The following is a 26,703-nucleotide window of genomic DNA, read 5'->3' on the forward strand; positions in this document are numbered from 1 at the left end:
TATTTGGCAAGAAATAAGCCCTGTCAAGATTGGCGCATGCGGTTGAATTGCGTATCATCCAACGCTTGTTTTTCAATTCCCGGATTTCATTGTCATGTTGCCTTCCATCGAACAACGTTTAGCTCTTGAACTCGTCGCCAAACCGGTGCAGGTTGCCGCCGCGATTGCCTTACTCGACGAAGGCGCGACCGTGCCGTTTATCGCGCGTTACCGCAAGGAAGCCACCGGCGGGCTGGACGACATCCAATTGCGCTTGCTGGAAGAGCGCCTGCGCTATCTGCGTGAGTTGGAAAGCCGCCGCGCGGCCATCATCGCGTCGATCGAAGAGCAAGGCAAGATGACGCCGGAACTGCTGGATTCCATCGTCCATGCCGAAGACAAGACCCGTCTCGAAGACTTGTACCTGCCGTACAAGCCAAAGCGCCGTACCAAGGCCCAGATCGCAGCAGAAGCCGGTTTGACGGAACTGGCCGATGCGCTGATGAACGACCCGATGCTGAACCCGGAAGAAGAAGCTGCAAAGTACCTCAAGCCGGCCTTCACTACCGACAACGGCGACAATCCTGGCGTGGCCGATACCAAGGCTGCGCTGGACGGCGCGCGCCAGATTCTGATGGAGCGCTTCTCCGAAGATGCGGAACTGCTGCAATCGCTGCGCGAGTACCTGACGGACCACGGCGTGGTTGAGTCGAAAGTGGTTGAAGGCAAGCAGGATGCAGGTGAAAAATTCGCCGATTATTTTGACTACTCAGAAACCATCGGCACCATTCCTTCGCACCGCGCGCTGGCCTTGTTCCGCGGCCGCCGTGAAGAAATGCTGACCGTGACCCTGCGTCTGGATACGGAAGAAGAGAAGCCGAAGTGGGATGCACCGCATAATCCATGCGAAGGCCGTATTGCTGCGCGCTTCGGCGTGAGCAACAAGGGCCGTCCGGCCGACAAGTGGCTGTCCGATACTGTGCGCTGGGCGTGGCGCGTCAAGGTCTTCATGCATCTGGATACAGAATTGATGACCGGCCTGCGCGAGCGCAGCGAAGCGGAAGCGATCAACGTCTTCGCCCGCAATCTGAAAGATCTGTTGCTGGCTGCGCCTGCCGGCCCACGCGCCACCATGGGTCTGGATCCAGGGCTGCGCACCGGCGTCAAAGTGGCGGTGGTCGATGCGACCGGCAAGGTAGTCGACACCACGGCAATTTTCCCGCATCAACCGCGCAATGACTGGGAAGGTTCGCTGCACACGCTGGCCAAGCTGGCTGAGAAGCATAATGTGTCGCTGATCTCAATCGGCAATGGCACTGCATCGCGTGAAACCGACAAGCTGGCGCAAGACCTGATCAAGATGCGTCCTGAGTTGAAGCTGACCAAGATCGTCGTGTCGGAAGCCGGTGCGTCGGTCTACTCGGCGTCCGAATTCGCGTCGAAAGAATTGCCTGATCTGGACGTGTCGATCCGCGGTGCAGTGTCGATCGCACGTCGTCTGCAAGATCCGTTGGCGGAGTTAGTCAAGATTGATCCAAAGTCGATCGGCGTCGGCCAGTATCAGCACGATGTCGGCCAATCGCAACTGGCGCGTTCGCTGGATGCCGTTGTCGAAGATTGCGTGAATGCCGTCGGCGTGGACGTCAATACCGCATCAGCACCGTTGCTGGCGCGTGTGTCGGGTCTGAACGCTGCGGTAGCGCAAAGCATCGTGTCGTATCGCGATATGAAGGGCATGTTTGCTTCGCGGGCTGCATTGCGCGACGTGCCTCGTCTGGGCGACAAGACGTTTGAACAGGCCGCAGGTTTCTTGCGCGTGATGAACGGTGAAAATCCGCTGGACGCTTCGGCAGTCCACCCGGAATCGTATCCGCTGGTAGAAAAAATCCTGGCCGATATCAACAAGGACGTCAAAGGGGTGCTCGGCGAAGCCGCACTGTTGAAGTCCTTGAGCCCGACCAAGTATGCCGATGAAAAATTCGGTGTACCGACCGTGACCGATATCCTGAAAGAGTTGGAAAAACCAGGCCGCGATCCGCGTCCTGAGTTCACGACAGCTACCTTCAAGGATGGCGTGGAAGAGATCAAGGACTTGCGCCCGGATATGATTCTCGAAGGCGTGGTCACCAACGTGGCAGCCTTCGGCGCCTTCGTCGATATCGGCGTGCATCAGGATGGTCTGGTGCACATCTCGGCGTTGTCGAATACCTTCGTCAAGGATCCGCATACGGTGGTGAAAGCTGGTCAGGTTGTGAAGGTGAAAGTGCTGGAAGTCGACGAGAAGCGCAAGCGTATTGCGCTGACGATGCGTTTGTCCGATAGCGCACCGGTCGCCGGCAGCAAGCCGGAGCAGCGTGGCGATCGCAACGACGCACGTCGTCTGTCGCAGCATCAGGGACAGCAATCACGTCAGCAAGCACCTGCAAATAACGCCATGGCGGCGGCGTTTGCCAAGTTGAAGGGTTAAGCCTGCTACCAAAAAAATCAGCGTTTTTTCAGGAAAGCGTTGAGTTGGTGTGAATCAGGAGTAAAGAAAAAGACGCGGCATGCCGCGTCTTTTTTTACGTCTATTTTATTGTGCTGATTTTATATTCCATGTTGGCTTGTTGCCTCCAACCAGCGCGGCAGAATCGAGAAACGTCGAATTAGTAATTGATGATTTCGGTTCGGCTCGCCGTGACAGAAACAGAAACCGAGACGGTTGTGGTCGTGGAGCTGCTGCCGTCGCCGGTTGCTGGTGTCGAGCCGTCATCGGTGGTTGGATTCTTGATCGATGCGACGAAATCGGCGATACCTTTTTTGAGGATCTCGTAAGTCTTGTCGATGTTGCTGGCAATGTCGCCATTGAGTACATTCAGGCCAGACAAGATACCGCGCGCTTCGCTGAAGCCTTGGTCGACGCCTTTTTGAATCAGGCTCATGAAATTGTCAAAGGCAGCGTTATTGTCGGTGCCGGTATCGGGGCTATTGGTCGCATCCGTGCCGTCCGCGCTCTTGGAGTTATTGAGGCTGAACATCTGGAATGTGCTTTTGATAAACGACAGAATGCGCCCTGCAGTCGCTTCAGGGCTGTTGTCCTGAGACGCTGCGTTCTGGATTGCATTTTCACCAAGCTGCGGCTTCAGAATGTCATTGAGGTTTTCAATGGCTGACTTGTAGACCAATGCCAGCGGATCGTTTTGTGAGCTGATCGATACTTCCAGCGATGCCTGCAGAATCGATGCATTCAATTGCTGTTTTGCAATTTCCGGAGTCAATTTGGTTTGCGTAGCGCCATCAGCACCGGTAGTTGCGCCGGTGCCGGTCGCGGTGTCGCTGGCGTCAGTCGCCGTATTGGCCGGCAGGTTGTTGGTCTTTGGGGTGGTGCTTAAAGTATTGATGTCGGTGGTGCTGATTGCCATGGCAGTCTCCTGTACAAGGACCGCACAAAAGAGGGAATAGTACGGCAGTCCATCCCCAACTTACGGCATTAGAAAAGGAATCTGAAGGTCAGAAAGTCGATTTTCGATGTAGGACTTTGCGAGCAGATCCGAGACAATACGTATCGTTTTCGTGGAAATTGAAGATTTTTCGCTTTAAAAGCGCCGTCCCCCTAAGGTTTGGTATCCCCCTGCCGGCATCGTGAACGATTGTTTCCTTTCTTGCGCAAGAGTAATGTCGCGCTAATTCACGATCAGGCCCGCTTTTCCCACGGTTGTCAGGTCGACGTAGGTTGAACCTTGGTGGTTTGTGCTCGAAAAGTTGATGGGATATCCATCGTTCTTGTAATTCTTGCCATTGAGATTTTCCAAAGCGGCAATCAATTTTTCGCGTGTTGTGTGAGGACCTGCGCGTACCAGACCTTCGGACAGAACTCTGGCGGCGATATAACCTTCCAGGCTCAAATAGTTGAATTTTTTGATGCCAGCCTTGGTCATCGCTTTTTGATATTCACCGACAATCGGCAGGGTCGCTTTCCAAGGAAACGGGACGATCTGCGTGATGAGCATACCGGTAGCGGCGTTTTGAAGTTCGTCCGTCAACAAGGGGCTGCATACTAGCGAGGCGCAGTAGAAGTAGCCGAGGTAGCCCTTGCTACGCAGATTTTTGATCAGCGAGCTGCTGATGTCATGCGAAATGCTCATGAGCATGACGACATCGGGTTTGGATTGCAAAAGGTTGTCGGCAGTTTTGCCGACATCCATCCCCAGGCCGCTTTCAAAAGAAACCAGCTGGATGTTAGCTTCGGCCATCAGGCTCTGCATCAATGCGCGATGCGGGAGGCCCGCAGTGTCGTTGAAGATCGCCACGCGTTTGAGACCTATCTGGGCGAAACGCGGCAGCAGGTGGCGATACTCGTCGACATAACTCGCACGAATGGTAAAGATGTGGCGATTAAACGGGGTATAGAGAAGTTTTGCGCCTGACACCGGGGCGAAATACGGGATTCTCTGCTCGGTGATGAAAGGCAGAGCGGCTGCAGCAGTTTTGGCGCTCACGTAACCAAACAGGGTTAGCGCCTTTTGTTCGTTGACCAATTCCTGTGTATTTTTTAACGCTAGTTCAGGATCGTTTTTATCGTCCATGGTCAGGAGGCGGACAGGCCGTCCCTGAATTCCACCGCGTGCATTGAGCTGGGCGAAATAGACATTGGCACCCAGGTTGAACTGACGCGAAACCTGAGCGTAGATGCCGCTCAGATCGGTGGACTGGCCGATGATGATCGGGTTGTCCGGAGGGCGTTCGTCGACGGCGCTTGCATGGCGACAAGCAAGTGCGCCGAGAAGGAAAAGGATGATTGCACCGAGGTGGCGAGTCCGGTGTTGAGCGCATTTCTGCATGATTGCCTCCAGATTAAATATTCTTCCGCAGTCGAGACGTCGAAAAAATAGTCGCTAGATGGTAGCAATCGAAAGAGGCTGCGCAACAAGGGGGGCAGAAATAGTCAGAAAAAGAGAAATAGATTTGCAGACTATTAAAAATTATTCTGAATTTTCTACTAAAGTTCTTCCACCATGAACAGGCGGCGGTGTTCACGCATGGCATAGCGATCCGTCATGCCTGCGATGTAATCGGCTACCTTGCGGGCCTGGCGCCGACGCGTATCGTCGTCTTCGCCGCTTACCGGCACCGCAACCTGATAGTCCGGCGGCAGCAGGTTGGGTTGGGAAATGAACGCATGAAACAACTCGGCAATGATGCGGCGCGCCTTGCTGGTCATCCGATTGACCTGATAGTGGCGATACAGATTCTGGCGCAGGAAGCGCTTGAGGATCGCAGCCTCTTCTTTCATCGGTTCAGAGAAGGCGATGAGTGGCACCGCATTGCGCACATCGTCGATACTCTTCGGATCGACGGCGGCGATGTTGGCCTGCGACGTGTGGATCAAGTCGACGATGAGTGCATTGATCATGCGCCGCACGGTTTCATTGATGGCGCGGCGGCCGGTAATGCCCGGATAGGCTTGCGCCGCTTCGTGCTGATGGCGCGCGAAAAAATCCACTTCGCCCAGTTGTGCCAGCGTCAGCAGGCCGGAGCGCAAACCATCATCGATATCGTGATTGTTGTAGGCGATCTCATCGGCGAGATTGGCCAGTTGCGCTTCCAGCCCCGGTTGCTTCTTGTCGATAAAGCGTTGGCCGATCGCGCCGAGTTGCCGCGCGTTGGGCAGTGAACAATGCTTGAGGATGCCCTCGCGCGTTTCGAAGGTCAGGTTGAGACCGTCAAAAGCGCCATAGTGCTGTTCCAGATCATCGACTACACGCAGGCTCTGAAGGTTGTGTTCAAAGCCGCCGAAGTCTTTCATGCAGCTATTGAGCTCATCCTGACCTGCATGGCCGAAGGGGGTATGACCAAGGTCATGCGCCAGTGAAATGGCTTCCACCAGGTCTTCATTCAGGCGCAGGTTGCGCGCGCAGGATCGCGCGATCTGTGCGACTTCGATACTGTGGGTGAGACGTGTACGGAACAGGTCGCCTTCGTGATTGACGAAGACTTGTGTCTTGTATTCGAGACGGCGGAATGCTGTGGAATGGACGATACGGTCGCGGTCGCGCTGAAACTCAGTGCGCGAACCGGGCGCCGGTTCCGGAAAGCGCCGACCTGCCGATTTTGCTGCGTGTGCGGCGTAGGGAGCTAATTGGAGCGGCGCGTCTTGGGTCATGTCAGGAACTCATTTCATGAAGGTTCTTCAATGCAGCACAAAACAGGGACAGCGGGACAGGAGATCAGCGTCAAATCGGCGTCAATTCTCCGTACATGCTGCCAGTGTTTGCAGCAGGATGTCTTGCGGCACGCTGGTGATCAGTGGCTGACCGAGCGGTTTGATCAGGATGAACTTGATCTGGCCGCCTTCATTTTTCTTGTCGACTTCCATCAGTTCCAGCCAACGCTGCGTACCGAGATTCGGTGCGACGACCGGCAGGCCGGCAGCGTTGATCAGCGCGGTCAGGCGATCCTTGGTGGCGATGTCGATGAAGCCGAGGCGTTGCGACAGATCGGCCGCCATCACCATGCCGCAGCCGACAGCTTCACCGTGCAGCCATTCGCCGTAGCCGAGGCCTGATTCGATGGCGTGGCCGAAGGTATGGCCGAAGTTGAGAATCGCGCGCAGACCGCCTTCGCGTTCATCCTGACGCACAACCTCTGCTTTTATTTCGCAGGAGCGCTGGATCGAATACGCCAGTGCGGCATTGTCCTTGGCGACGAGCTTGTCGATGTTGGCTTCGATCCAGTCGAAGAAGGGCGCGTCAATGATGGCGCCATGCTTGATGACTTCAGCCAGGCCGGCCGACAGTTCGCGTGCCGGCAGCGTGTGCAGCGTCGCGGTATCGGCGATCACGGCTTGCGGCTGATAGAAGGCGCCGATCATGTTCTTGCCGAGCGGATGATTGATGCCCGTCTTGCCGCCAACTGAAGAGTCGACCTGTGACAGCAACGTGGTCGGGATTTGAACGAAAGGCACGCCACGCATGTACGACGCTGCGGCAAAGCCGGTCAGGTCGCCGATGACGCCGCCGCCCAGTGCGATCATGGTGGTCTTGCGATCGCATTTTTCAGCGAGCAGCACATCGAACACCTTCATCAGGCTGTTCCAGGTTTTCTCTTCTTCGCCGTCCGGCAATACGATGGCGGTGACTTGCTTGCCTGCGTCTTCCAGCAGTTTCTGCACTTGTGCCAGATAGAGCGGGCCGACCTTGTCGTTGGTGACGATGGCGGCACGCTTGCCGGCGACGTGGCGCGTCAGCAATTCTGGATTGGACAGCAGGCCGTAGCCGATGGTTATCGGATAGCTGCGTTCTCCCAGGTCAACTTGCAGGGCAATGGTGGAATGGGTAGATGCAGTCATGGTGGATTCGGCTGAAATGGTGTTGATTGATGCAAAGACAAATGTAGATGAGGTCGCCGCAGTAGCTGCGCTTTCAGGCCCGGCCTCTGCCATTAACATGTCGGCAGTCGGCTTTGGCGTGAGTTCAAGCTGGCTCAGTATGGATTGCACCAGAAATTGTATGTTCGGGCGGCCGGTTTCAATGACGAAGTCGGCGACTTCGCGGTAGTAAGGATCGCGCTGACGCGACAGTTCTTCGAGCTTGCGGCGTGGATCCGCTGTTTGCAGCAGTGGCCGGTTTTTGTCGCGGCCGGTGCGTTGCAGGATCTGATTGATGCCCGCGCGCAGATATATCACGGTGCCACGCTGTTTGAGGTATTCACGTGTTTCGGCGCGCAGAATGGCGCCACCACCGGTGGCAAGAACAATATCTTGCTGGGCGCTCAGTTCGCGGATGACGTCAGCTTCACGCCTGCGAAAACTTTCCTCGCCTTCGATCTCGAAGATCACGGGGATGGTTGTGCCGGTACGCGACTCGATCTCGTGATCCGAATCGACGAAGCGCTTGTTCAATTTTTTCGCCAGGGCACGCCCTATGGTTGTCTTACCGGCACCCATCAGGCCGACAAGAAAGATGCTTCCATTCATACTAGAACTCATTTCATCAATATCCATGAGTGCGAACGATCCTGTTTGGGATGTAGTGCAAGGCGCGTTGCGCAGCCAAGGGTGGTTCCCTTGGCAAGAGGCGCAACGCAGCAATACGCCAAAACAGGACGTTCCCTCCGGGTTCTTACTCAAAGAGGCACTGGCTGCGTTGCGCTCCTTGCGCGTGGGGCCGCCACGCGAGGCGTCGCAGGCCTTGCCAGTGCCTCTTTGAGTAAGTACGCATCTCACGGATATTCATGAAATGAGTTCTCGGTTCGCTGCGGGATTGTCCGAAGGCCTGTTGCGTGCAGGAGGCAAGCATGTTCTTGGCATGTTTTGTGCGCCTTCCCACGGCAACGGGCTGCAACCGTCGATTTTACCGTCTGTTGCAGTGTTGTCGTGAAAATATCGGGAAAAAGATGGCTTAAGGCTGGTTTCAGCGTGAAAAACGCTGATCCAGCACGATTTTTGGCGTCAGGAAGATTAGTAATTCCGTTTTTTCATCGATTCTGCTCGTACTTTTGAATAGATTGCCGAAGACAGGAATGTCACCCAGCAATGGAACCTTGGAAACCGTCGTCGACTCGGTCTGGGTGTATATCCCGCCAATGACGACGGTGCCGCCATTTTCAACCTGTACCAGCGTTTTGACGTGTTTGGTATTGATGGCCAGACCGCCTGGCGTAGCCGTCCCGCGGCTATCCTTGTTGATGTCGACACTGAGGATGACGTTGCCGTCAGGCGTGATTTGCGGTGTGACTTCAAGCTTGAGATTGGCTTTCTTGAACGCTGTCGATGTCGCTCCGCTGCTTGTGGCTTGTTGATAGGGAATTTCTTCCCCTTGCTCGATCAGGGCGGCTTGCTGGTCGGCGGTGACAACGCGTGGACTGGACACGATTTTTCCCTTGCCGTCCGCTTCCAGTGCCGACAGCTCAAGGTTGAGAAAGCGATTTGCAGCAGCGTTGAAGAGGCTCAGCGCAAAGCTGCCGGCGTGGGCGCCGCCGATGGCAGACGCCGGCAAATTGACTGCGTGGTTGTTGGCATAGGAGGTCGGCGTGGCTGGTGTCAGACCGGCCAGTTCTCCTACGCTGTTGTAAGTATTGCCTGCGGCGAAACCATTTGCCTTTGTCGAGAAGCCGAGCCGCACGCCGAGATTGCGGCTGAATGAATCATCGGCTTCGACAATGCGCGCCTCGATCAAGACCTGGCGCGATGCGATGTCCACTTTTTCCAGCAATTTGCGGATGTTATCGAGGACGGATGGCGTATCCGTGATGAACAACTGGTTGGTGCGTTGATCCACCATGGCGCTGCCGCGTCGCGACAGGATGCTGTTGTGGCTGTTGCCGTGAACGGTGTTGCCGCTGACGTCATCGCTGATACCGAACGCCTTGCGGAATGCGTCCGCTTTTTGATAATTCAACTGGAACACTTCCGCGCGCAAGGGCTCGAGGTCGGCGATTTGCGCACGTTGTTCGAGCTCCAATTTTTCCTTGGACAGCAATTCGGCGTGTGGTGCAATCCAGATGACTCCGCCGTTGCGGCGCATGTCCAGACCGCGTGCCTGCAACACGATATCCAGCGCCTGATCCCAAGGAACGTCCTTGAGCCGCAAAGTCAGTGCACCGCCGACGCTGTCACTGGTAATGATGTTGAGGCCGGTGAAATCTGCAATGACTTGCAGGATGGCGCGCACTTCAATGTTTTGAAAATGCAGCGACAGTTTTTCGCCGCGATATTGCTGTGTACGTTTCCCCCTTTCGGAGGGTGTATGGAGGTCAATGACGAGTTGCGTGTCTTTTTGATAGGCGTTGTATTCCCACGCTCCTTCGGCATCAATCAGTATGCGTACATTGGATGACTCTTGCGTGCTGCGTATGTTTCGTACCGGCGTGCCGAAATCACTGACATCTAGGTTGCGACGCAGAGATTCCGGCAGACCGGTGTTGCTCAATTCTGCGATCAACTGCTTTCCCTGCTGCCGGATATTGAGCATGGTGGAGGTGCCGGGAAGATCAACGACGATGCGGCCTTCCCCTTGCGATCCGCGCCGGAAATCAATGTTCTTCAGCATCGGAAGAGATTGTGGCGGCGATGGTATCGCGTTGACTTGTACGTTGGATGACGGGAGAGCCTCGATCCGCAGCAGCAGGAGATTATCTTCTATGCTGAGGGTATAAGGCATTGCTTGCCCGAGAATGAAAACAATCCGGCTACGCTCTTCCGATTGCGCGATGGCGTAGGAGCGCAGGGCGTGTAGATTGACGGTCCGATTTGATGCTTCTGTTGCGTTATCGGTAGCGGGAATGTCGATTGCAATGCGCGCCGGATTGGCCGTGGAGAAATGCGGTGGTGTGGATGTCAGTGGGTTGCGCAGTCTGATGCGCACTTCGATGTATTTTCCTGCTTTCGCTGCGTCGATCGAGAGAATGGCATTTCGTGTGTCATGCGTCTGAGCGTTGGCCTCGGAGGCTGCGAAGCTGCAGCTCAGAAGTAAGAGCAAAGCCAGCGAAACCAGGAAGGCAGATATCGCAGATGTCGTGACAAGTGCGGTGGCGACATAATGCACATTGAGTTTGCATGCGCTGTAGATGTCGGCGTGCTGATTCATTTTCCAGATCCTTGTAATGCCAGTGTTGCCTGACGGATCGTCCATCGTCTCTCCGCGGCTGGCAGCAGTTCTTCCAGTTCGATTTCGCTATCGGAAATGCGTAGGATCATGCCGAAATCCTTACCCACATAATCGCCGACGCGGGCCATATAAACTATTCCATTGGCGCGAAGCAATGCGTGGTGGCGACCATCTCGGGAAATCGTTCCGACCATTTGTATGGATTCCAGAGGAAATTCTTCCAGCGCTTGGACACCGCCTCGTTGTCTAGGGCGGGCGCGAGTCGTGTCTGGCTCGTTGGCGTCCACGGACGCAATAGTCTGGACTCGGCCGAAAGGTGTGTGATCAGTGTCCGCTTGGTAGGTCAGTGGCAGGAATGTCGACGAAGTAACTGCTTGCGGCGGCAATGCAGTTCTGTTGCTGCGCAGAGCATTTATCCATGCCTGCAGCTGCGCGCTCGTTTCGTGGTCGGCACAGGCGCTCACCCCTGCGACAAATATCAACGTCAGCGAGAGCCTGAGAGCGCTGTTGCAGTGAATGCGTCGCTTCATTGTGATCTTCTCAACGATACATCGCTGTTCTCGTCGGAGTCGCTTGCCGTCGTACCCCGGTGATAGCTCACCGCCACGACGTCCATGACGACGGTGCCATCGGCATTCACCGTGAGCTGCAGGTCATTCAACGTGACGATGTATGGCATGGCAGCGATGTCGGCAGCGAAACTCCCCAGTGCGTGATAGTAGCCGCTCAGTCGCATGCCGATGGCGTAGCTTGTGTAGTCCGGTTTGATTTCCATCTGACCGGGTCTGATGGATTCAAGCAACAAGCCATGTGTTCGTGCGGCTGACGCGATGTCTTGCAGCAGTGTGTTGCGCTCTTCCTGCGCGACGAGAGGTTGCTGTACTTGGCGTAGTGCATCGGCTGCCTGTTGTTGCTGTTGATGCAGTAACGGCAAGCTGGCGGTGATTTTAATTTTTGCCACGTAGGTGTTTTTCAGCGCTTGTTCTTCCTGCTCATATCTGGCCAAGCGAGCCATGTCGGGTTGCAGATGAAAATGCCATCCCAGTAAAACGACCAGCGCCAAGGCGCCGAAGCAGATCAGTGCTTGCCAGGCTCTCGGCCAATCTGCGGGATGGCCAAAAGGCAAGAATCGTTCCGGTCGAAAGCTGATCATTGCGCGGCTTTGCTGTTGTGTATGGCTAAGTTCGTTGCCGGAGCCATGATCTCTGCGGTGATGACAAAGCGATGACTGGTACTGCCCGGAATGTCGCTTCCCGACTGCGGGCGCGCGGTGCTGATATCCGTCAATGTGACTTGCGTCAGCATGCCGCGGTTAAGACTTGCCACGAACTGTAAGATGTCAGCAGGCGCAGGAGCATTGCCGTTGAGCGTAATGCGCGCGGCTTGCTGTTTCAAGGTTTGCAGATGAACGTTGGACGGAGTCTGATCTGCCAGTGTTTGCAGCAGCTGAGTCGTCTGATTTTGTCGCAGACGCAACCTCATCAATTCTTGTCGTCGCTGCGTCAGGTCGATAATTTTGGCGTGAAGGATTTTTGCATCGTTCAATTCCGTATCGAGTTTGCCGTGCTCCATTTGAAGTGTTTGCATAAGCAGGCTTTGTTGCGTGATCTGCTGATCGAGGGTCATCCCGACCGCCAGCACGGCGACGATCCCAGTCGTCATGAAGCCTCCTAACCATCCATAGAAGCGCTGTTGCCGTTTCTTGTTCTCGGTCAGTCGATGCGGAAGGAAGTTGAGTTTTACCATCAGTCAAACCCTCGCAACGCCAGTCCGCAAGCGACCAGGTAAGCGGACGCTTCCACCAGCAAATGTGCGGGATCAATGCCGGCTGCCAGGGCCATGCCGGCAAACGGGTTTGCATTCTCGCTTGCACCGGATAACTGCAATGCGCTTTGCCTGGCGTAACTCTCGGCATCGGCGACGGTTGTACGAAGGCCGAGCGATTCTGCTACCGCGAGGCGGTCTTCAACGCAGTCTCTGCGCGCTGCGGCGACCAGCATATTGATCTGGCCGGAAGGCATTGATGCCGGTTCGATGGTGCAAAAATCGATGCACGCATCCGCAACGTTATAGTCCAGCAAAGCGGCGATGTGTCCTTCAGCGAGTTGCTCCCGCTGACCCTCGGTGTTCGCTTGATCTGTAGCGAAGACATGGGTGGTCACTGCGCTGGGCGGGATACCAATTGCAGCCTTGCGCGCCGTGAAGTGCGATCGCTGCCACAAGCGCTGCGCTGCGGCCATGACGTGTTCCAGATCGTGAATGTCTTCGTCGTCGACGGTGCCAGCGATGAGATGTTCGCTACCATAGTTTTGCAGGCAAAAGGCAGCGGCCTTGTTGCGAGACAGCTCTACCATGCGCACGGCGTCGCGGCCGATATCGATGCCGACAAAGCTTGAGTTTGGCAGTCGGAGGAGTCGCGTGAGATCAATCACGTCAGACTTTCTGGCGGTCGGGGAAGTTTTATCAAGACAATCATGGTGAACCGGATAGTGATGATAATAATTATCATTATTGCAACATGCGGCATCCTAGCAACAAGATTTGTTGTCTGTAAAGAAATTTTCTCTCAAGTAATAAAAACCGTTTTACAACGCAAAAGAGAAACTTATTGTCGAAAATGCTCTCAGAACACCGCTTCTCGTCCGCTGCTGCGTCGGCAAGCGCACGTTGGCGCTCCGCCCGGATCGGGATTCGTCTCGATTGCCACACAATTGCCGAGCAATTGCCGGATTTTCCCTCCTTGCAAGTCGTTATAATGCGAGGATTGTCTTTCTCAAGCCCAGCCTCAACGCATGACCACCCCTGAAAACAACGGCAAAGCGCCAACTCCAGCTCCTGCTGCCGCGCCTAGCCCTGAACCAACCACTCCTGTCGCTGCTCCCAAGACCAAGAAACGTTTGCATCCGGTCATCCGCATTTTGCTGGGGACGGTCGGCACGCTGGTGGCGCTGGTGCTCATGGCGGTGCTCGTGCTGGGGTTTGTGGTGACGCTGGCCTATCCGAAGCTGCCGGATCTCGATTCGCTGACCGACTACCGTCCCAAGATCCCGCTGCGTGTGTTTTCCGCTGACGGCGTACTGATCGGCGAGTTTGGCGAAGAGCGCCGCAACCTCGTGCACATCAAAGATATTCCGGACATCATGAAAAAGGCTGTGCTGGCGATCGAAGATGATCGTTTCTACGAGCACGGTGGCGTTGACTACCAAGGTATCGTGCGCGCCAGCTTCGCCAATCTGTCGGGCGGTAGTGGTGGCGCCAGTACGATCACGCAACAGGTGGCGCGTAACTTCTTCCTGACCAGTAACGAGCCGACGTTCTTGCAAAAGGCCTCGCGTAAATTCCTCTACGAAATTCCACTGGCCTGGAAGATCGAGCGTAATCTGACCAAGGATCAGATCCTTGAGGTCTACATGAATCAGATCTACCTCGGGCAGCGCGCATATGGTTTCTCCTCTGCTGCACAGATTTATTTCGGCAAATCGCTCAAGGAACTGACCATCGCCGAATCGGCCATGCTGGCGGGTCTGCCGAAAGCGCCGTCGGCCTACAATCCGGTGGTCAATCCCAAGCGCGCCCATGCGCGTCAGCAATACATCCTGCTGCGCATGCGTCAGCTCGGTTACATCACCGACCAGCAATATACGCAGGCCAAGGACGAAGAGCTGAAGGTCAAGACCGACAGCACCGCTTTCGGTGTGCATGCCGAGTACGTTTCTGAAATGGCGCGCCAGCTGGTCTACGCACAATTCAAGGACGACACGTACACGCGCGGTCTGAACGTGTTCACCACCATCACCAAGGCAGATCAGGACGCTGCCTATCTGGCGCTGCGCCGCGGCATCATCGACTATGAGCGCCGCCACGGCTATCGCGGTCCGGAAGGCTACATGGAGATTCCGGCCACCTCCAAGGAGGAGGCCGACGATGCGATCGAGTCTGAGCTGGCCGATCATCCTGACAGCGACGATCTGGTTGCCGCCGTGGTGCTGGAAGCGACTACCAAGGAAATCACCGCAGTATTGGCCACCGGTGACGAGATCAAGATTTCCGGCTCCGGTCTCGGTTTTGCCGGCAACCTGCTGAGCGAAAAAGCGCCTCCGCAAAAGAAGATCAAGCGCGGTGCCATTATTCGCGTCTTCCAGGATGGCAAGAACTGGATCGTCACGCAGATGCCCGAAGTCGAATCGGCTTTTGTCTCGGTCAATCCGAATGACGGTGCGGTGCGTGCCCTGGTGGGTGGCTTCGACTTCAATCGCAACAAATTCAATCACGTGATTCAGGCGTGGCGTCAGCCTGGTTCGTCGTTCAAGCCTTTCATCTATTCGTCGTCGCTGGAAAAAGGTTTGTCGCCGGCCACCATCATCAACGATGCGCCTTTGACCTTCACCCAGACCGGTGGCCAGGTATGGCAGCCGAAGAACTACGGCGGCAAGTTCGAAGGCCCGATCTCGATGCGTCGCGCGTTGCAAAAATCGATCAACCTGGTGTCGATCCGTATTCTTGAGCGCGTCGGCGTCAAGTATGCGCAGGAATACATCACGCGCTTCGGCTTCGATGCCGACAAGAATCCGCCTTACCTGACCCTCGCGCTGGGTGCCGGCGCGGTGACGCCGTTGCAGATGGTGGGCGCGTATTCTGTGTTCGCCAACGGCGGCTACAAGATCAATCCTTATCTGATCTCCAAGATCACCGACAACAACGGCAACACCCTGTCCGAAGCGCAACCGGCCAAGTCCGGTGACGAAGCCAACCGTGTTATCGATGCGCGCAATGCCTTCGTGATGGACAGCATGCTGCGCGACGTCGTGCGTCACGGTACTGCGGTCAAGGCCTTGTCGCTCAAGCGTACCGACCTCGCAGGCAAGACTGGTACCACCAATGATTCGATGGATGCCTGGTTCGCCGGTTATCAGCCGAATCTTGTGGGTATCGCATGGATGGGCTATGACCAGCCGAAGAGCCTCGGTGATCGCGAAACCGGTGGCGGCCTGGCCCTGCCGATCTGGATCAGTTACATGCAGAAGGCACTCAAGGATGCGCCGATGGTCGATCGTACTGTCCCGAGCGGCCTGATTGAGTCGGGTGGTGAATACTACTATTCGGAATATCCACCAAACGCCAGCGTGCGTGATCTGGGTATGGGCGACCACGGTACGACTGCGTCGCCGGAAGAGGAAAAAGCCAAAAATCAGATGAAGAACGAGTTGTTCTGATACAGATTTGAGGACTGATTTGCTGTTGCGCCCCGAAAGCGCAGCAGCAAAGAAAAACGGCAGGCGGGGCGATCCCGATCCTGCCGTTTTTTTATGCCGCGAAAACTGTTTTGAGAACTGCTTACGCTGCTTGCGTGTATTGCTGATAACCACGCGCACGCAGGTCGCAGGCCGGGCAGGTGCCGCAGCCATAGCCCCAGTCATGCAGCGCGCCGCGCTCGCCGAGGTAACAGGTGTGCGTGTCCGAACGGATCAGATCCACCAGCGTTTTCCCGCCCAGTTCATTGGCCAGACGCCAGGTTGCCGCCTTGTCGATCCACATCAGCGGTGTTTCTACTTTTAACCTCGTGGCCATGCCAAGATTCAGCGCGACTTGCAGTGCTTTCATCGTATCGTCACGGCAATCCGGATAGCCGGAAAAATCCGTCTCGCACATGCCGCCGACCAAAACATCCAGTCCTCGCCGATAGGCTACGGTCGCCGCTACCGTCATGAAGAGCAGATTGCGTCCCGGTACGAAGGTATTCGGCAGCCCATTTTCCTGCATCGAGATGGCGACGTCGCGCGTCAATGCCGTATCGGAAATATCGCTGATCAGCGAGAGATCGATCATGTGGTCTTCGCCAAGTTTTTTTTGCCATTCAGGCGAGAAGCCGCGCATCTTTTCCAGCAGTGTGGGCCGTACTTTCAGCTCAATGGCATGACGCTGGCCGTAGTCGAAACCAATGGTTTCGACTTTGTCGTAGCGGGACAATGCCCAGGCCAGGCAAGTGGTGGAGTCCTGGCCGCCGCTGAACAATACCAGCGCGCGATGCGAGAGAGAGGGGCGGGGAGTGTTCATGTTGTTGTTTCCGACATTCATCTTTTTTAAATCTTAACCGGGTTTCTTGTTAACGGTATCCAGCGTCTGTTCGATGAAATCGCCATCTGGATCGGTAAAGCGCAAGCGTGCAGGATACCAGTCCGACGATGGTGCAAGCCAGATATCCAGCTTTTGTCCCTTGTCGTCCGGAGGCGGTGCGCGCAGCACGTGGACGGCGTTGAGCTCACCTTGCTTGGTCTTGATCTTTTCACGGCCGACCACCTTGAAACTCCATTGCTCGGCATCCCGCGGGCCGGCGACGAAGAACAGCCATTCCGAGCCTGGGGTGAATTTGTCGGCATTGCCGCGGGCGACGGCGATCAGTTGCCAGATGATGCTGGCGCGATCCTGCTCGCCACCTTTCAGCGGATATGTTTCGGCCGATTGCGTAAAGGTGATGGCGTTGGTCTCACGATTGAAAGTCGTGGTCGATGCTTCGCGGCGGAAGCGTTTGTCGACGAAACGTGTCGGCGCCAGACCATAGCTGTCGATGTCGCCTTCACTAGTGGTTTCGAGAATTTTGCCCAGCATCATGGCGCGGGTTTCCGTAGTCACGATGTACTTGGCGCCACTGTTACTCCATTTGACCAGCGCTTCACCGTTGACTTGCAGGCCACTTTGCTTGGCCTCGATATTGTAGTGGAGTTCGGCCGATGGCGGCAGGCTGATCTTGCGCTTGATCACCGGATGCTCAGCGGGATCTGCAGCCAAGGCGGGAGTGGAGAAAACGGATGCAGCGGCGCTCGTCAGAAGCAGAGTGCCAAGCAGCCGCGAGAGTGTACGGAATGCGCGGCGCGGGGTAGTAGATATCAGCATGTGGATTCACTTGAAAATTCGACAACTGTCCGGCGGGCAATCTGCTATTGCAGTGACATGGCGGGAGCTGTGCCTACGGTTTTTCGGAGCGGTGCGGGGCGAGGTGCGGTCTGTCGGGGACCTCGGCCAAAAACCCTAGTTTACCGAGTTTTGAGATTGGACAACGACATCTCCAAATAATCTCCATTTGTTTCGGTGAACCTCAAACGCGCCGGATACCACTGCTTGTCCGGAGTCAGCCAGATGTCGAGCCGCTGATCGTAGGAGCCAGGGCGAGGCTGGCGTACGACGTGCCAGGCCTGATGCGCGCCGTCGGACAGGCGGATTTCTTCTTTTCCAATGATTTGCATGCGCCATACCTCGCCATCCCGCACGCCTGCGACAAACATGTCGATGACCGCTCCTGGCGCGAATTTGGACGCATCGCCCCGACCAATCGCGGCAAGTTGCCAGATGATGCTGGCGCGGTCTTGCTCACCGCCGACACGGGGATACGTGATGGTGGAGGACGAAAAACTCACAAGATTGCGTTCACGGTTGAAATGCGTGTTGGTCGCCGGGCGGTTGCGTTTCTTTTCCGTATAGATCTCGGGAGAGACACCGAACTCGTTGAGGTCGCCCTGGCTGGAGTAGGTCAGGAAGGTGATCTTGGCGAACATGCGGACATAGACTTCGCCGTCAACGGAATAACGGTTATCCCCGGTTTTCCAGATTTGCGTGCTGGTGCCGTGCCAATCCAGATTATCGAAAAAAGCATGGACGTCGTATTCCAGATCAGCCGATGGTGGCGGATCGAACTGATATTGCGTGCCTTGTTCCGTTTTTGGCGTGGTCTTGTCGGCAGCAGGGCTGGGCGTTGATGCATCTGCTGCCAGCGCTGCGGCAGCAGCAGTTTCTCCTAAAGCCGGTCCAGGCTGAGCATCGGGAACCAGCGCTGAGGATGTTTCGACGATGGAACTTGTCGGCTCCTCCGTCGGTGGAGGCGCTTTCGGGACTGGCGTCGGCCGTGGTTTTGGCGGTTTCTGTTTGGCTGCAACCGGCAGGGATACCGGTTGTTTTGGCTGTTCCAGCTGCACCAGCGTCACGTTCATGCTCGTTGACGCCTGATCGTCAGCCTTGGCGGCGTTGAACGAGGCTGCGCCCCAATGGATCGCCAGCACATGCAGCAAGATGGTGCAGACGATCAGCGCCACAATGCGCCATCGTCTGCTCGAAGGGAAAGCCTTTGTTTCTGTCATGGCGTAAGTGTATCGCGGCTCTTGAATAGTGCCTTGTTTTACCGGGTATGAATGCGGCAACGCGCAATTCAAACGACGTACAATGCGATTTTTCGACTAAAACGTTTATCGTTGATGACGAGAGTGCATGTTTCCTAGTGGCGACGTTGTTGCGCCGCATGAGGAAGGAGTGCATGATCAAGGCACTTTCTGCATAGCAGCGGCATAGCGGCGGCAGATGTTTCAATTGAGCGTAAGTTGCGTGTACCGACAGGAGACTGAAATGCTGAATCACAACAACATGCCTGGCGCCGGATCGATTGCCGACACCATGGAATTCATGCGTAAGATGTGGGGCAGCATGGGCACGCCGGCAATGGGCATCCCATCGCTTTCGGTCGAAGAAATCAACAAAAAGATCGCCGATCTCAAAACTGTCGCGTCATGGCTGGAACTCAACATGAACATGCTGCGCGCGACCATCCAGACCCTCGAGGTGCAAAGCGCCACCTTGTCGACTTTGCAGGCGATGGGGGCGATTCTGACGCCGCGTGATGCTGATGAAGCAGCGAAGGCTGCGAAAGCCGCTTCGCCGTTCGGTTTTCCAGCTTGGCCGCCGCAAGCGGCAGAGTCACAGAAAGAAGATAAGAAGGACCCTCCGCGCAGCGCTTCGACACCGCAGCCCGAACCTGCTGTGGAAGACGAAGAGGACGAAGAAGGCGCCGACGAAGACATGCCGGAGGATTTGTCCGCAAAGGGCAAAGACGCCGCTGCGGCGTCCGAGGCAGCCGGGCAAAAGCCGGAGACTGCCTCAAATCCGATACCTGCTCCGGATTTTCAGGCGTCGATGGCGAATCCAAACGCCTGGTGGAATCTGTTGCAGGAGCAATTTCAGCAAGCCGTCGGCAATGTGCTTGCCGATCAGGTTCCTGCGGGGAAAGATGCTGCAAAATCCAAACCGGCCGCCAAGCCTGCAACTAAACCTGCTACTAAGCCAGCCGGCAAGGCCACAAGCAAGGCCAGCAGCGCATCGACAGGGCCGAAAAAAACAACAAAACCCAAGGCTGAGGCCAAACCGCGAACACGCGCCAAATCGACTGTTGTACAATCTCGCCAATCCAAGCCAGCCTCCCGCAAGCCAAAATCCCCTTGATCGGCGCAAAACAACAACATTTGTCCGCAAATGTGTGCCACTTTGTCGCTTGTCATCATTCTGAAACGTAGCCGTTTTAGTATGGGGATGGGGAAAACTCTTGGTAAAATCAACAAGTTAAATCATAGGCAAGGTCAGAATGCTGTACCCAGAACTGTTTAAATCGCTCGAACAAGTCCGCTGGAATATGGATAAAGATATTCCTTGGGATAAATTCGATGCGTCGATGCTCTCCGACGAGCAAGCCCAGACCATTCGCATGAATGCGATCACTGAATGGTCGGCGCTGCCTGCAACGGAAATGTTCCTGCGCGACAACCGCGGTGACAGCGACTTTTCCGCTTTCATGTCGGTGTGGTTCTTCGAAGAACAAAAACACTCTCTGGTGCTGATGGAATATCTGCGCCGCTTCAAGCCGGAATTTGCGCCGACGGAAGAAGAACTGCACAACGTGCGCTTCGAATTTGATCCAGCGCCTCCGCTCGAAACCCTGATGATGCACTTCTGCGGCGAAATCCGCCTGAATCACTGGTACCGCTGCGCCTCCGACTGGCACACCGAACCTGTCATCAAGCAAATCTACAAGATCATCAGCCAGGACGAAGCACGCCACGGCGGCGCTTACCTGCGCTACATGAAAAAGGCCCTGGTCGAAGTCGGCGATACTGCACGTGCAGCCTTTGCCAAGATCGGCGTGCTGATGGCATCCGCTCGTCGCACCGAAAAGCCTCTGCATCCGACCAACCTGCACGTCAATCAGGCGCTGTTCCCGAACGACACCGTGCAAAGCCGCCTGCCGGATCCGGAGTGGCTGGAACATTGGCTCGACACGCAGATCAAGTTCGACAGCGAGTGGGAAAAGAAGGTTGTCGACCGCATTCTGCACAACATGTCCCTGCTGTTTGAGCGCACCTTTGAAACCGTGCAAGAACTCAACCGTTATCGCAAGGAAATCGTTACCCGCATGGCGCCGGCAGCACCGGTGCAACCTGCTGCTGCCTGATTTTTTGCCTGACTCTGATCAGCTTGCAGTCTGACGACGAAAGCCGCACACTACGTGCGGCTTTTTTATTTGGAAAAACAGTGTGAATAAGCGCGCATGGCAGCAGCGTTGTGCGTAGCCAGAACAGGAGAAAGAACCCGATGAGCGATTTTGAGAAGAAGATTTGCAGCCGTGCCGAACTGAAAGCACGTGTCGCTGCGTTGCCGCAGCCGGTCGTGCTGACTAACGGCGTGTTCGATATTTTGCATCGCGGTCACGTGACCTATCTGGCGCAGGCGCGTGCAGAAGGCGCGTCGCTGGTGGTAGCTGCCAATACCGATGCCTCGGTCAAACGCCTTGGCAAGGGCGACGACCGTCCGATCAATACTTGCGATGATCGCATGGCGGTGCTGGCTGCCTTGGAGTCGGTGTCGCTGGTGGTGCCTTTCGACGAAGATACGGCGCTGGAAGTGGTGCAGGAAGCCCGTCCGCAGATTTATGTGAAGGGCGGCGACTACGACATGGCGGCCATTCCTGAAGGGCAAGCCGTCGCGGTCTATGGCGGCAAGTCGGTGGCCATCGCTTTTGAGCATGATCGCTCCACTACCAAGCTGCTGGCCAAGGTGCGCAAATAAACGCAGCCAGGTCAGAGCCCGGCAGCAATGCCGGCAATAAAAAAGCGACCCGAGGGCCGCTTTTTTATTGCCCGTTTCCTGAATCGGGTTTGCTACTGAACGTACTACCGATCAATGGTGCATGTGTTCCATGCCGCCCTTGTCGCCGCCTTTATCGGCTGTCTTGTCTTCGACGTAGACTGAGACTTCCAGCTTGCCGGCTTTTTCAAACGTCAGCGTCATCGGGATTTTGTCGCCGGCCTTCAGCGGCTGGCTCAGGCCGATCAGCATGATGTGATAGCCGTTGCCCGGCTGCATGGCGATTTTTTCGGTTGGCTTGATGTCGATGCTGCCGACTTCGCGCATCTTCATCACATTGCCTTCCATGGACATGGTGTGGATTTCGGTCGACTTGGCGATGGGGGAGGCGACCGCGATCAGCTTGTCGCCAGCTTTGCCTTTGTTTTCAATGCTCAAGTAAGCGCCGCCGGAGGGTTGACCCGGCACGGTCGGGCGCGCCCATGGATGGCCGACTTGCAATTCTGCGACCTTGTAATCATGCGCATAGGCGGTGCCAGTCAGGGCGAGGGCGGCAACGAGAGTGAGTAAATGACGGTAAGACATGAGAATCCTTTGAATGTGGTGAGTAAGTCGGGAGGCTGATGCACAGAGAGGTAGAACACTCAGATCGGCGGTGCTCTAGCCCGATTGTCTGCTCTCGATAAGTGCTGAAAGCCATCCCGTTCAGGCGTCGGTGCAATCAGATACGCCGATGTTGCCCGGAATGCATCAACATTGCTTCCTGGTAAATTCAATACGTAGGGCTGACCGCTGCTGCAATAAGTGCAATGGGTGTGCGCCGCCTGACCGCCGGGAGAGCCTGGGTTCTGCCACGATGCGCTCGCACTGGTGGAGCAAATCGCCATGGCGGATGCCGGTATCTTGGCCGTTGCCGCGGAGGCGAGCGGCAACAGACTGCCGAACGCGAGGCAGGCGATGGCAATCCAGGCGGCGAAGGAGCGAAGGGCGGTTGGCATGGGCGCAGATTATATCAATTGAGGTTTTCGTGCTTTTCTCAGCCCTCAATACGAGTCGCTTTTGGCGTCTGTCATGCAATATTCGGCCGGTTTTGCGATAAATAAGAACGGATGTGCGAAAGATCGTGCCGGATGGTCGATTTTTGATGGTGATGGCGCGCCCGATAGCCGTTTCGGGCATGCTTCAAAATTGTTTACGTAAATTGATTGTTGGCAGGCGCTAGGCTAGACTTACCGTCTTTTGTCGCTTTCACCTAATAATTTTGAGGAGACACTCATGTCCAGCATCAAAAAATTGTCGTTGCGCACTTTAGTTAGCACCCTGGCTTTGGCTGCGGTCTGCTCCGCGCCGGCTTTCGCAGCGGACAAAACGGTCCTGGTCACAGCTATTGTTGAGCATCCTGCTCTTGACGCAGTTCGTGACGGCGTCAAGGATGAACTCAAGGACGAAGGCTTCGAAGCCGGCAAGAACCTGAAGTGGGAATACCAAAGCGCTCAGGGCAACACCGGTACGGCTGCGCAGATTGCCCGCAAGTTCATCGGCGACAAGCCTGACGCCATCGTTGCCATCGCGACACCATCGGCCCAAGCCGTCGTGGCCGCCACCAAATCGATTCCTGTCGTCTACTCCGGCGTCACCGACCCGGTTGCTGCGCAACTGGTCAAGGACTGGAAGCCGTCTGGCACCAACGTCACCGGCGTGTCCGACCTGCTGGAACTGGAAAAGCAAGTCGACCTGATCAAGCGCGTCGTGCCTAACGTCAAGCGCGTCGGCATGGTTTACAACCCGGGCGAAGCCAATTCCGCCGTCGTCGTGAAGGCATTGAAAGAACTGCTGGGCAAGTCCGGCATCAGCCTGGTTGAAGCCGCCGCACCGCGCAGCGTCGATGTCGGCTCCGCCGCCAAGAGCCTGATCGGCAAGGTCGATGTGATCTATACCAACACCGACAACAACGTGGTGTCGGCCTACGAGGCGCTGGTCAAAGTCGGCAACGACGCCAAGATCCCGCTGGTGGCTTCCGATACCGACAGCGTCAAGCGCGGCGCGATTGCTGCTCTGGGCGTGAACTACTATGACCTCGGCCGTCAGACCGGCAAAGTCGTGGCGCGTATCCTGAAGGGCGAAAAGCCGGGCGATATCGCTTCGGCCACCAGCAGCAAGCTGGAACTGTTCGTCAATACGACCGCAGCACAAAAGCAGGGCGTGACCTTGTCGGCTGACCTGATAAAGTCGGCCAAAACAGTCATTAAATAAGTCATCAAAATATTGAGAAAAAACAAGCGCCCGCCAAGAGGCGCTTTTTCATACACACCGCATCACATAAAGAACTACACGAGGAGAGGATATGTTCACATTGGCTAAAACTTTGCGCATCATCACCGGCGCGCTTGCGCTGGCTGCTGTTTGCGCCGCCCCGGCGCTGGCCGCCGACAAGAGCGTGCTGACGACATCGATCGTCGAGCATCCGGCATTGGATGCCGTACGCGACGGCACCCGCGACGAGCTGAAGGCAGAAGGCTTCGAGTCCGGAAAGGGCTTCAAATGGGAGTTCCAGAGCGCCCAGGGTAATGCCGGCACGGCCGGTCAGATCGCCAAGAAATTCGTCGGCGACAACCCTGACGTGATCGTCGCTATCGGCACCCCGTCGGCGCAGCCGCTGGTGGCGTCGACCAAGACCATTCCTATCGTCTATTCGGCCATCGCCGATCCGATCGCTGCACAACTGGTCAAGGACTGGGGCCCGTCCGGCACCAACGTCACCGGTCTGTCGCACATGCTGGATCCGGTCAAGCAAGTCGAGATCATCAAAAAAGTGGTTCCCAGCGCGAAGCGCGTCGGCATCGTTTACAATCCGGGCGAATCCAATTCCGTCTCGGCGCTCAACGCGCTCAAGGCGGTACTGGAGAAGCAAGGCATGACGCTGGTGGAAGCCGCATCGCCGCGTTCGGTTGATGTCGCGCCTGCCGCCAAGAGCCTGATCGGCAAAATCGATGTGATGTACACCACGACCGATAACGTCGTCGTGTCGACCTTCGAGTCGCTGGCCAAGGTTTGCAACGACGCCAAGATCCCGCTGATCGCTTCCGACACCGGCAGCGTCAAGCGTGGCGCGGTTGCTGCACTGGGCGTGAATTTCTACGACCTGGGCCGTCAGACCGGTAAAATCGTGGCGCGCATCCTGAAGGGCGAAAAGCCGGGCGACATTCCATCGTCGACCAGCAAGAACCTGGAGCTGTACATCAACACGAGCGCCGCGCAAAAGCAGGGCGTGACGCTGAGCCCGGACTTCCTGAAGTCGGCGACCAAGGTTATCAACTGATCAGTTGACGCACCTTGCAGCCTGGTTTTGCCGGGCTGTATTTCGTCGCTTTCGTTGTACTGATAGTCGTATTCAGTCGTACTCGATGCATGCCGTGCGGCGCCACCAGCGCTCCACGGCATGATTTTCAGAGGACATTCGGCATCGACCAGCATGTTACCCACATGCCGTACAGGTCAATGCCGAATGTGTTTTTTAAGAAAGACCTTTTTATGTCGCTGTATACGCTCTTGGGCGCACTGGAAATCGGGCTGATTTTCAGTCTGGTCGCCCTTGGGGTGCTGATTTCCTTCCGCATCCTCACTTTCCCCGATCTGACGGTTGACGGCAGCTTTCCGCTAGGCGGCGCCGTGGCCGCAACGATGATCGCTGCGGGCTATAACCCGTTCCTGGCGACTGGCGTAGCGATCCTTGCGGGCGCACTGGCTGGTTTCACGACCGCCTGGCTGAACGTGCGCCTGAAGATCATGGATCTGCTGGCCAGTATCCTCATGATGATCGCGCTGTACTCCATCAACCTGCGCGTGATGGGCAAACCAAACGTGCCGCTGATCAGCGAACCGACCATTTTCAGCATCCTGCTGCCGGACTGGATGCCCGACTATGTCGAACGTCCGCTGGTGCTGATCGTGGTGGTGGTGCTCGCCAAGCTGCTGCTGGACTGGTTTTTCTCTTCCGAAATCGGCCTGGCCATGCGTGCCACCGGCGCTAACGCCCGTATGGCGCGTGCCCAAGGTATCGCTACCGGCCGCGCCACGCTGGCCGGTATGGCGCTGGCCAATGCATTGGTGGCCTTGGGCGGCGCCTTGTTTGCGCAGACTCAGGGCGGCGCCGACATTTCCATGGGCATCGGCACCATCGTGATCGGCCTTGCGGCCGTGATCATCGGCGAAAACATCCTGCCGGCGCGTCGCCTGGTCTGGACGACGCTGGCCGTGATCCTCGGTGCGATTCTGTACCGCTTCTTCATCGCGCTGGCCTTGAACAGCGATTTCATCGGCCTGCAAGCGCAAGACCTGAATCTGGTCACCGCCGTGCTGGTCATGCTGGCGCTGGTGCTGCCGATGGGCAAGCGCAAGCTGAAACTGCTGCGTAAGGGAGCCTGATATGTTGAAGGCAAACGATCTCAAAATCACCTTCAATCCGGGTACACCGATTGAAAACCCCGCGTTGCGCGGCCTCGACCTGGAAATCCCGACCGGCCAGTTCGTCGCCGTGATCGGATCCAACGGCGCCGGCAAGTCGACTTTCCTCAATGCGATTTCGGGCGACCTGCTGGTGGATTCCGGCAGCATCGAAATCGACGGCGTCGACGTCACCAAGAAACAAGCCTGGGATCGCGCCGGCATGGTGGCGCGCGTGTTCCAGGATCCGATGGCGGGCACCTGCGAAGCGCTGACCATTGAAGAAAACATGGCGCTGGCGATGGCGCGCGGCAAACGTCGCGGCTTCGGCTTCGCCATCAAGCGCAACATGCGCGAACTGTTCCGCGAGAAGCTGTCGATTCTGAATCTCGGTTTGGAAAAACGTCTGACCGACCGCATCGGCCTGTTGTCCGGCGGCCAGCGTCAGGCCGTCAGCCTGCTGATGGCATCCTTGCAGCCGTCGCGCATTCTTCTGCTGGATGAGCACACTGCTGCGCTGGATCCGAAGACTGCCGCATTCGTGCTGGAACTGACCGCCAAGATCGTCGCCGAAAGCAAGCTGACCACCATGATGGTGACCCACAGCATGCGTCAGGCGCTGGACTACGGCGACCGCACGGTGATGCTGCATCAGGGTAAAGTGGTGCTGGACGTGTCCGGTGAAGAACGCGCTGGTCTGGATGTGCCTGATCTGCTGAAGATGTTCGAGCGTACACGTGGAGAAGTGCTCTCTGACGATGCGTTGCTGCTGGGGTAATCGCAGCGATAAAATAAAAAA

Annotated in this window: 24 protein-coding genes; 10 read left to right on the forward strand and 14 right to left on the reverse strand. The window is 56.4% G+C overall.

The window, feature by feature from the left end:
* Window positions 1-94: 94 nt before the first annotated feature.
* Window positions 95-2,446, forward strand: a complete 2,352-nt coding sequence (locus tag PQR63_RS17405; protein WP_408169243.1) for a Tex family protein — start codon at window positions 95-97, stop codon at window positions 2,444-2,446.
* A 178-nt stretch (window positions 2,447-2,624) separates the two neighbouring features.
* Here the strand turns inward: PQR63_RS17405 and PQR63_RS17410 are convergent, their stop codons facing one another.
* The 4 genes from PQR63_RS17410 to aroKB all read right to left on the reverse strand — a co-directional run bounded on the left by PQR63_RS17410 (window position 2,625) and on the right by aroKB (window position 7,933).
* Complete coding sequence (locus PQR63_RS17410; protein WP_408169244.1) at window positions 2,625-3,380, reverse strand: DUF5610 domain-containing protein; 756 nt, start codon at window positions 3,378-3,380, stop codon at window positions 2,625-2,627.
* A gap of 261 nt (window positions 3,381-3,641) precedes the next feature.
* Window positions 3,642-4,799: an ABC transporter substrate-binding protein gene (locus tag PQR63_RS17415; protein WP_408169245.1), complete on the reverse strand. Its 1,158-nt coding sequence runs from the start codon at window positions 4,797-4,799 to the stop codon at window positions 3,642-3,644.
* A gap of 158 nt (window positions 4,800-4,957) precedes the next feature.
* Complete coding sequence (locus PQR63_RS17420) at window positions 4,958-6,121, reverse strand: deoxyguanosinetriphosphate triphosphohydrolase (RefSeq protein WP_408169246.1); 1,164 nt, start codon at window positions 6,119-6,121, stop codon at window positions 4,958-4,960.
* A gap of 81 nt (window positions 6,122-6,202) precedes the next feature.
* On the reverse strand, window positions 6,203-7,933 hold the full coding sequence (aroKB, locus tag PQR63_RS17425) for a bifunctional shikimate kinase/3-dehydroquinate synthase AroKB (protein WP_408169247.1): 1,731 nt from the start codon (window positions 7,931-7,933) through the stop codon (window positions 6,203-6,205).
* Between the two features lie 25 nt (window positions 7,934-7,958).
* On the opposite strand from aroKB, the gene PQR63_RS17430 reads away from it, so the two are divergent.
* Window positions 7,959-8,165, forward strand: coding sequence for a hypothetical protein (locus PQR63_RS17430; RefSeq protein ID WP_408169248.1), 207 nt, complete (start codon window positions 7,959-7,961; stop codon window positions 8,163-8,165).
* Between the two features lie 204 nt (window positions 8,166-8,369).
* On the opposite strand, the gene PQR63_RS17435 is transcribed toward PQR63_RS17430, so the two are convergent.
* The 5 genes from PQR63_RS17435 to pilM are packed head-to-tail and all read right to left on the reverse strand — an operon-like array spanning window position 8,370 to window position 12,997.
* Window positions 8,370-10,544, reverse strand: coding sequence for a type IV pilus secretin PilQ (locus PQR63_RS17435; RefSeq protein WP_408169249.1), 2,175 nt, complete (start codon window positions 10,542-10,544; stop codon window positions 8,370-8,372).
* Window positions 10,541-11,095 carry a pilus assembly protein PilP gene (locus PQR63_RS17440; RefSeq protein ID WP_408169250.1) on the reverse strand — a complete coding sequence of 185 codons (555 nt, stop codon included), beginning with the start codon at window positions 11,093-11,095 and terminating at the stop codon, window positions 10,541-10,543. Before PQR63_RS17440 ends, PQR63_RS17435 begins: the two co-directional genes overlap by 4 nt.
* Entirely contained in the window at window positions 11,092-11,718 is a 627-nt protein-coding gene (locus tag PQR63_RS17445) for a type IV pilus inner membrane component PilO (protein WP_408169251.1), read from the reverse strand. The genes PQR63_RS17440 and PQR63_RS17445 overlap by 4 nt, the downstream gene beginning before the upstream one ends.
* Complete coding sequence (locus PQR63_RS17450; protein WP_408169252.1) at window positions 11,715-12,311, reverse strand: PilN domain-containing protein; 597 nt, start codon at window positions 12,309-12,311, stop codon at window positions 11,715-11,717. Before PQR63_RS17450 ends, PQR63_RS17445 begins: the two co-directional genes overlap by 4 nt.
* Window positions 12,311-12,997, reverse strand: a complete 687-nt coding sequence (gene pilM, locus PQR63_RS17455) for a type IV pilus biogenesis protein PilM (RefSeq protein WP_408169253.1) — start codon at window positions 12,995-12,997, stop codon at window positions 12,311-12,313. Before pilM ends, PQR63_RS17450 begins: the two co-directional genes overlap by 1 nt.
* Before the next feature lie 360 nt (window positions 12,998-13,357).
* On the opposite strand from pilM, the gene PQR63_RS17460 reads away from it, so the two are divergent.
* Window positions 13,358-15,778 carry a penicillin-binding protein 1A gene (locus PQR63_RS17460; protein WP_408169254.1) on the forward strand — a complete coding sequence of 807 codons (2,421 nt, stop codon included), beginning with the start codon at window positions 13,358-13,360 and terminating at the stop codon, window positions 15,776-15,778.
* Between the two features lie 121 nt (window positions 15,779-15,899).
* Here the strand turns inward: PQR63_RS17460 and queC are convergent, their stop codons facing one another.
* The 3 genes from queC to PQR63_RS17475 form a co-directional block, all read right to left on the reverse strand.
* Window positions 15,900-16,619 (reverse strand): 7-cyano-7-deazaguanine synthase QueC, encoded by a 720-nt coding sequence (gene queC / locus PQR63_RS17465; RefSeq protein ID WP_408169255.1) that lies wholly within the window; start codon window positions 16,617-16,619, stop codon window positions 15,900-15,902.
* 33 nt (window positions 16,620-16,652) lie between these two features.
* Window positions 16,653-17,456, reverse strand: a complete 804-nt coding sequence (locus PQR63_RS17470) for a DUF3108 domain-containing protein (protein WP_408169256.1) — start codon at window positions 17,454-17,456, stop codon at window positions 16,653-16,655.
* 140 nt (window positions 17,457-17,596) lie between these two features.
* Window positions 17,597-18,694 carry a DUF3108 domain-containing protein gene (locus tag PQR63_RS17475; protein ID WP_408169257.1) on the reverse strand — a complete coding sequence of 366 codons (1,098 nt, stop codon included), beginning with the start codon at window positions 18,692-18,694 and terminating at the stop codon, window positions 17,597-17,599.
* 262 nt (window positions 18,695-18,956) lie between these two features.
* Here PQR63_RS17475 and PQR63_RS17480 point away from each other — a divergent pair, with 262 nt between their 5' ends.
* The 3 genes from PQR63_RS17480 (at window position 18,957) to rfaE2 (ending at window position 21,443) form a co-directional block, all read left to right on the forward strand.
* Window positions 18,957-19,826, forward strand: coding sequence for a PhaM family polyhydroxyalkanoate granule multifunctional regulatory protein (locus PQR63_RS17480; protein ID WP_408169258.1), 870 nt, complete (start codon window positions 18,957-18,959; stop codon window positions 19,824-19,826).
* Between the two features lie 139 nt (window positions 19,827-19,965).
* Window positions 19,966-20,829 (forward strand): ferritin family protein, encoded by an 864-nt coding sequence (locus PQR63_RS17485; protein WP_198361779.1) that lies wholly within the window; start codon window positions 19,966-19,968, stop codon window positions 20,827-20,829.
* A gap of 140 nt (window positions 20,830-20,969) precedes the next feature.
* Window positions 20,970-21,443 (forward strand): D-glycero-beta-D-manno-heptose 1-phosphate adenylyltransferase, encoded by a 474-nt coding sequence (gene rfaE2 / locus PQR63_RS17490; protein WP_408169259.1) that lies wholly within the window; start codon window positions 20,970-20,972, stop codon window positions 21,441-21,443.
* Between the two features lie 111 nt (window positions 21,444-21,554).
* Here the strand turns inward: rfaE2 and PQR63_RS17495 are convergent, their stop codons facing one another.
* Entirely contained in the window at window positions 21,555-22,046 is a 492-nt protein-coding gene (locus PQR63_RS17495; protein WP_408169260.1) for a copper chaperone PCu(A)C, read from the reverse strand.
* 59 nt (window positions 22,047-22,105) lie between these two features.
* Window positions 22,106-22,459, reverse strand: coding sequence for a DUF2946 family protein (locus PQR63_RS17500; protein WP_408169261.1), 354 nt, complete (start codon window positions 22,457-22,459; stop codon window positions 22,106-22,108).
* 277 nt (window positions 22,460-22,736) lie between these two features.
* Here PQR63_RS17500 and PQR63_RS17505 point away from each other — a divergent pair, with 277 nt between their 5' ends.
* The 4 genes from PQR63_RS17505 (at window position 22,737) to PQR63_RS17520 (ending at window position 26,682) form a co-directional block, all read left to right on the forward strand.
* Window positions 22,737-23,714, forward strand: a complete 978-nt coding sequence (locus PQR63_RS17505; RefSeq protein ID WP_094562458.1) for an ABC transporter substrate-binding protein — start codon at window positions 22,737-22,739, stop codon at window positions 23,712-23,714.
* A gap of 91 nt (window positions 23,715-23,805) precedes the next feature.
* Entirely contained in the window at window positions 23,806-24,780 is a 975-nt protein-coding gene (locus tag PQR63_RS17510; RefSeq protein ID WP_408169262.1) for an ABC transporter substrate-binding protein, read from the forward strand.
* Window positions 24,781-24,992: 212 nt separating this feature from the next.
* Window positions 24,993-25,886 (forward strand): ABC transporter permease, encoded by an 894-nt coding sequence (locus tag PQR63_RS17515; protein WP_094562460.1) that lies wholly within the window; start codon window positions 24,993-24,995, stop codon window positions 25,884-25,886.
* A 1-nt stretch (window position 25,887) separates the two neighbouring features.
* A complete protein-coding gene (locus PQR63_RS17520) occupies window positions 25,888-26,682 on the forward strand; it encodes an ABC transporter ATP-binding protein (RefSeq protein ID WP_094562461.1) in 795 nt (264 codons plus the stop codon).
* Window positions 26,683-26,703: the final 21 nt, after the last annotated feature.

The organism is Herbaspirillum rhizosphaerae, from assembly GCF_046025915.1.
GTDB lineage: Bacteria > Pseudomonadota > Gammaproteobacteria > Burkholderiales > Burkholderiaceae_D > Herbaspirillum > Herbaspirillum rhizosphaerae_A.

Bases quoted from the DNA above. Each gene is read 5' to 3' on its own strand.
- PQR63_RS17515 (WP_094562460.1), top strand. From the start codon at position 24,993: ATGTCGCTGTATACGCTCTTGGGCGCACTGGAAATCGGGCTGATTTTC.
- PQR63_RS17470 (WP_408169256.1), bottom strand. From the start codon at position 17,456: ATGCTGATATCTACTACCCCGCGCCGCGCATTCCGTACACTCTCGCGG.
- PQR63_RS17410 (WP_408169244.1), bottom strand. From the start codon at position 3,380: ATGGCAATCAGCACCACCGACATCAATACTTTAAGCACCACCCCAAAG.
- PQR63_RS17405 (WP_408169243.1), top strand. From the start codon at position 95: ATGTTGCCTTCCATCGAACAACGTTTAGCTCTTGAACTCGTCGCCAAA.
- PQR63_RS17420 (WP_408169246.1), bottom strand. From the start codon at position 6,121: ATGACCCAAGACGCGCCGCTCCAATTAGCTCCCTACGCCGCACACGCA.
- PQR63_RS17520 (WP_094562461.1), top strand. From the start codon at position 25,888: ATGTTGAAGGCAAACGATCTCAAAATCACCTTCAATCCGGGTACACCG.
- PQR63_RS17440 (WP_408169250.1), bottom strand. From the start codon at position 11,095: ATGAAGCGACGCATTCACTGCAACAGCGCTCTCAGGCTCTCGCTGACG.
- PQR63_RS17505 (WP_094562458.1), top strand. From the start codon at position 22,737: ATGTCCAGCATCAAAAAATTGTCGTTGCGCACTTTAGTTAGCACCCTG.
- PQR63_RS17480 (WP_408169258.1), top strand. From the start codon at position 18,957: ATGCTGAATCACAACAACATGCCTGGCGCCGGATCGATTGCCGACACC.
- PQR63_RS17485 (WP_198361779.1), top strand. From the start codon at position 19,966: ATGCTGTACCCAGAACTGTTTAAATCGCTCGAACAAGTCCGCTGGAAT.
- PQR63_RS17495 (WP_408169260.1), bottom strand. From the start codon at position 22,046: ATGTCTTACCGTCATTTACTCACTCTCGTTGCCGCCCTCGCCCTGACT.
- PQR63_RS17430 (WP_408169248.1), top strand. From the start codon at position 7,959: ATGAGTGCGAACGATCCTGTTTGGGATGTAGTGCAAGGCGCGTTGCGC.
- aroKB (WP_408169247.1), bottom strand. From the start codon at position 7,933: ATGAATGGAAGCATCTTTCTTGTCGGCCTGATGGGTGCCGGTAAGACA.
- queC (WP_408169255.1), bottom strand. From the start codon at position 16,619: ATGAACACTCCCCGCCCCTCTCTCTCGCATCGCGCGCTGGTATTGTTC.
- PQR63_RS17460 (WP_408169254.1), top strand. From the start codon at position 13,358: ATGACCACCCCTGAAAACAACGGCAAAGCGCCAACTCCAGCTCCTGCT.
- PQR63_RS17435 (WP_408169249.1), bottom strand. From the start codon at position 10,544: ATGAATCAGCACGCCGACATCTACAGCGCATGCAAACTCAATGTGCAT.
- PQR63_RS17475 (WP_408169257.1), bottom strand. From the start codon at position 18,694: ATGACAGAAACAAAGGCTTTCCCTTCGAGCAGACGATGGCGCATTGTG.
- PQR63_RS17445 (WP_408169251.1), bottom strand. From the start codon at position 11,718: ATGATCAGCTTTCGACCGGAACGATTCTTGCCTTTTGGCCATCCCGCA.
- PQR63_RS17450 (WP_408169252.1), bottom strand. From the start codon at position 12,311: ATGGTAAAACTCAACTTCCTTCCGCATCGACTGACCGAGAACAAGAAA.
- PQR63_RS17415 (WP_408169245.1), bottom strand. From the start codon at position 4,799: ATGCAGAAATGCGCTCAACACCGGACTCGCCACCTCGGTGCAATCATC.
- PQR63_RS17500 (WP_408169261.1), bottom strand. From the start codon at position 22,459: ATGCCAACCGCCCTTCGCTCCTTCGCCGCCTGGATTGCCATCGCCTGC.
- rfaE2 (WP_408169259.1), top strand. From the start codon at position 20,970: ATGAGCGATTTTGAGAAGAAGATTTGCAGCCGTGCCGAACTGAAAGCA.
- PQR63_RS17510 (WP_408169262.1), top strand. From the start codon at position 23,806: ATGTTCACATTGGCTAAAACTTTGCGCATCATCACCGGCGCGCTTGCG.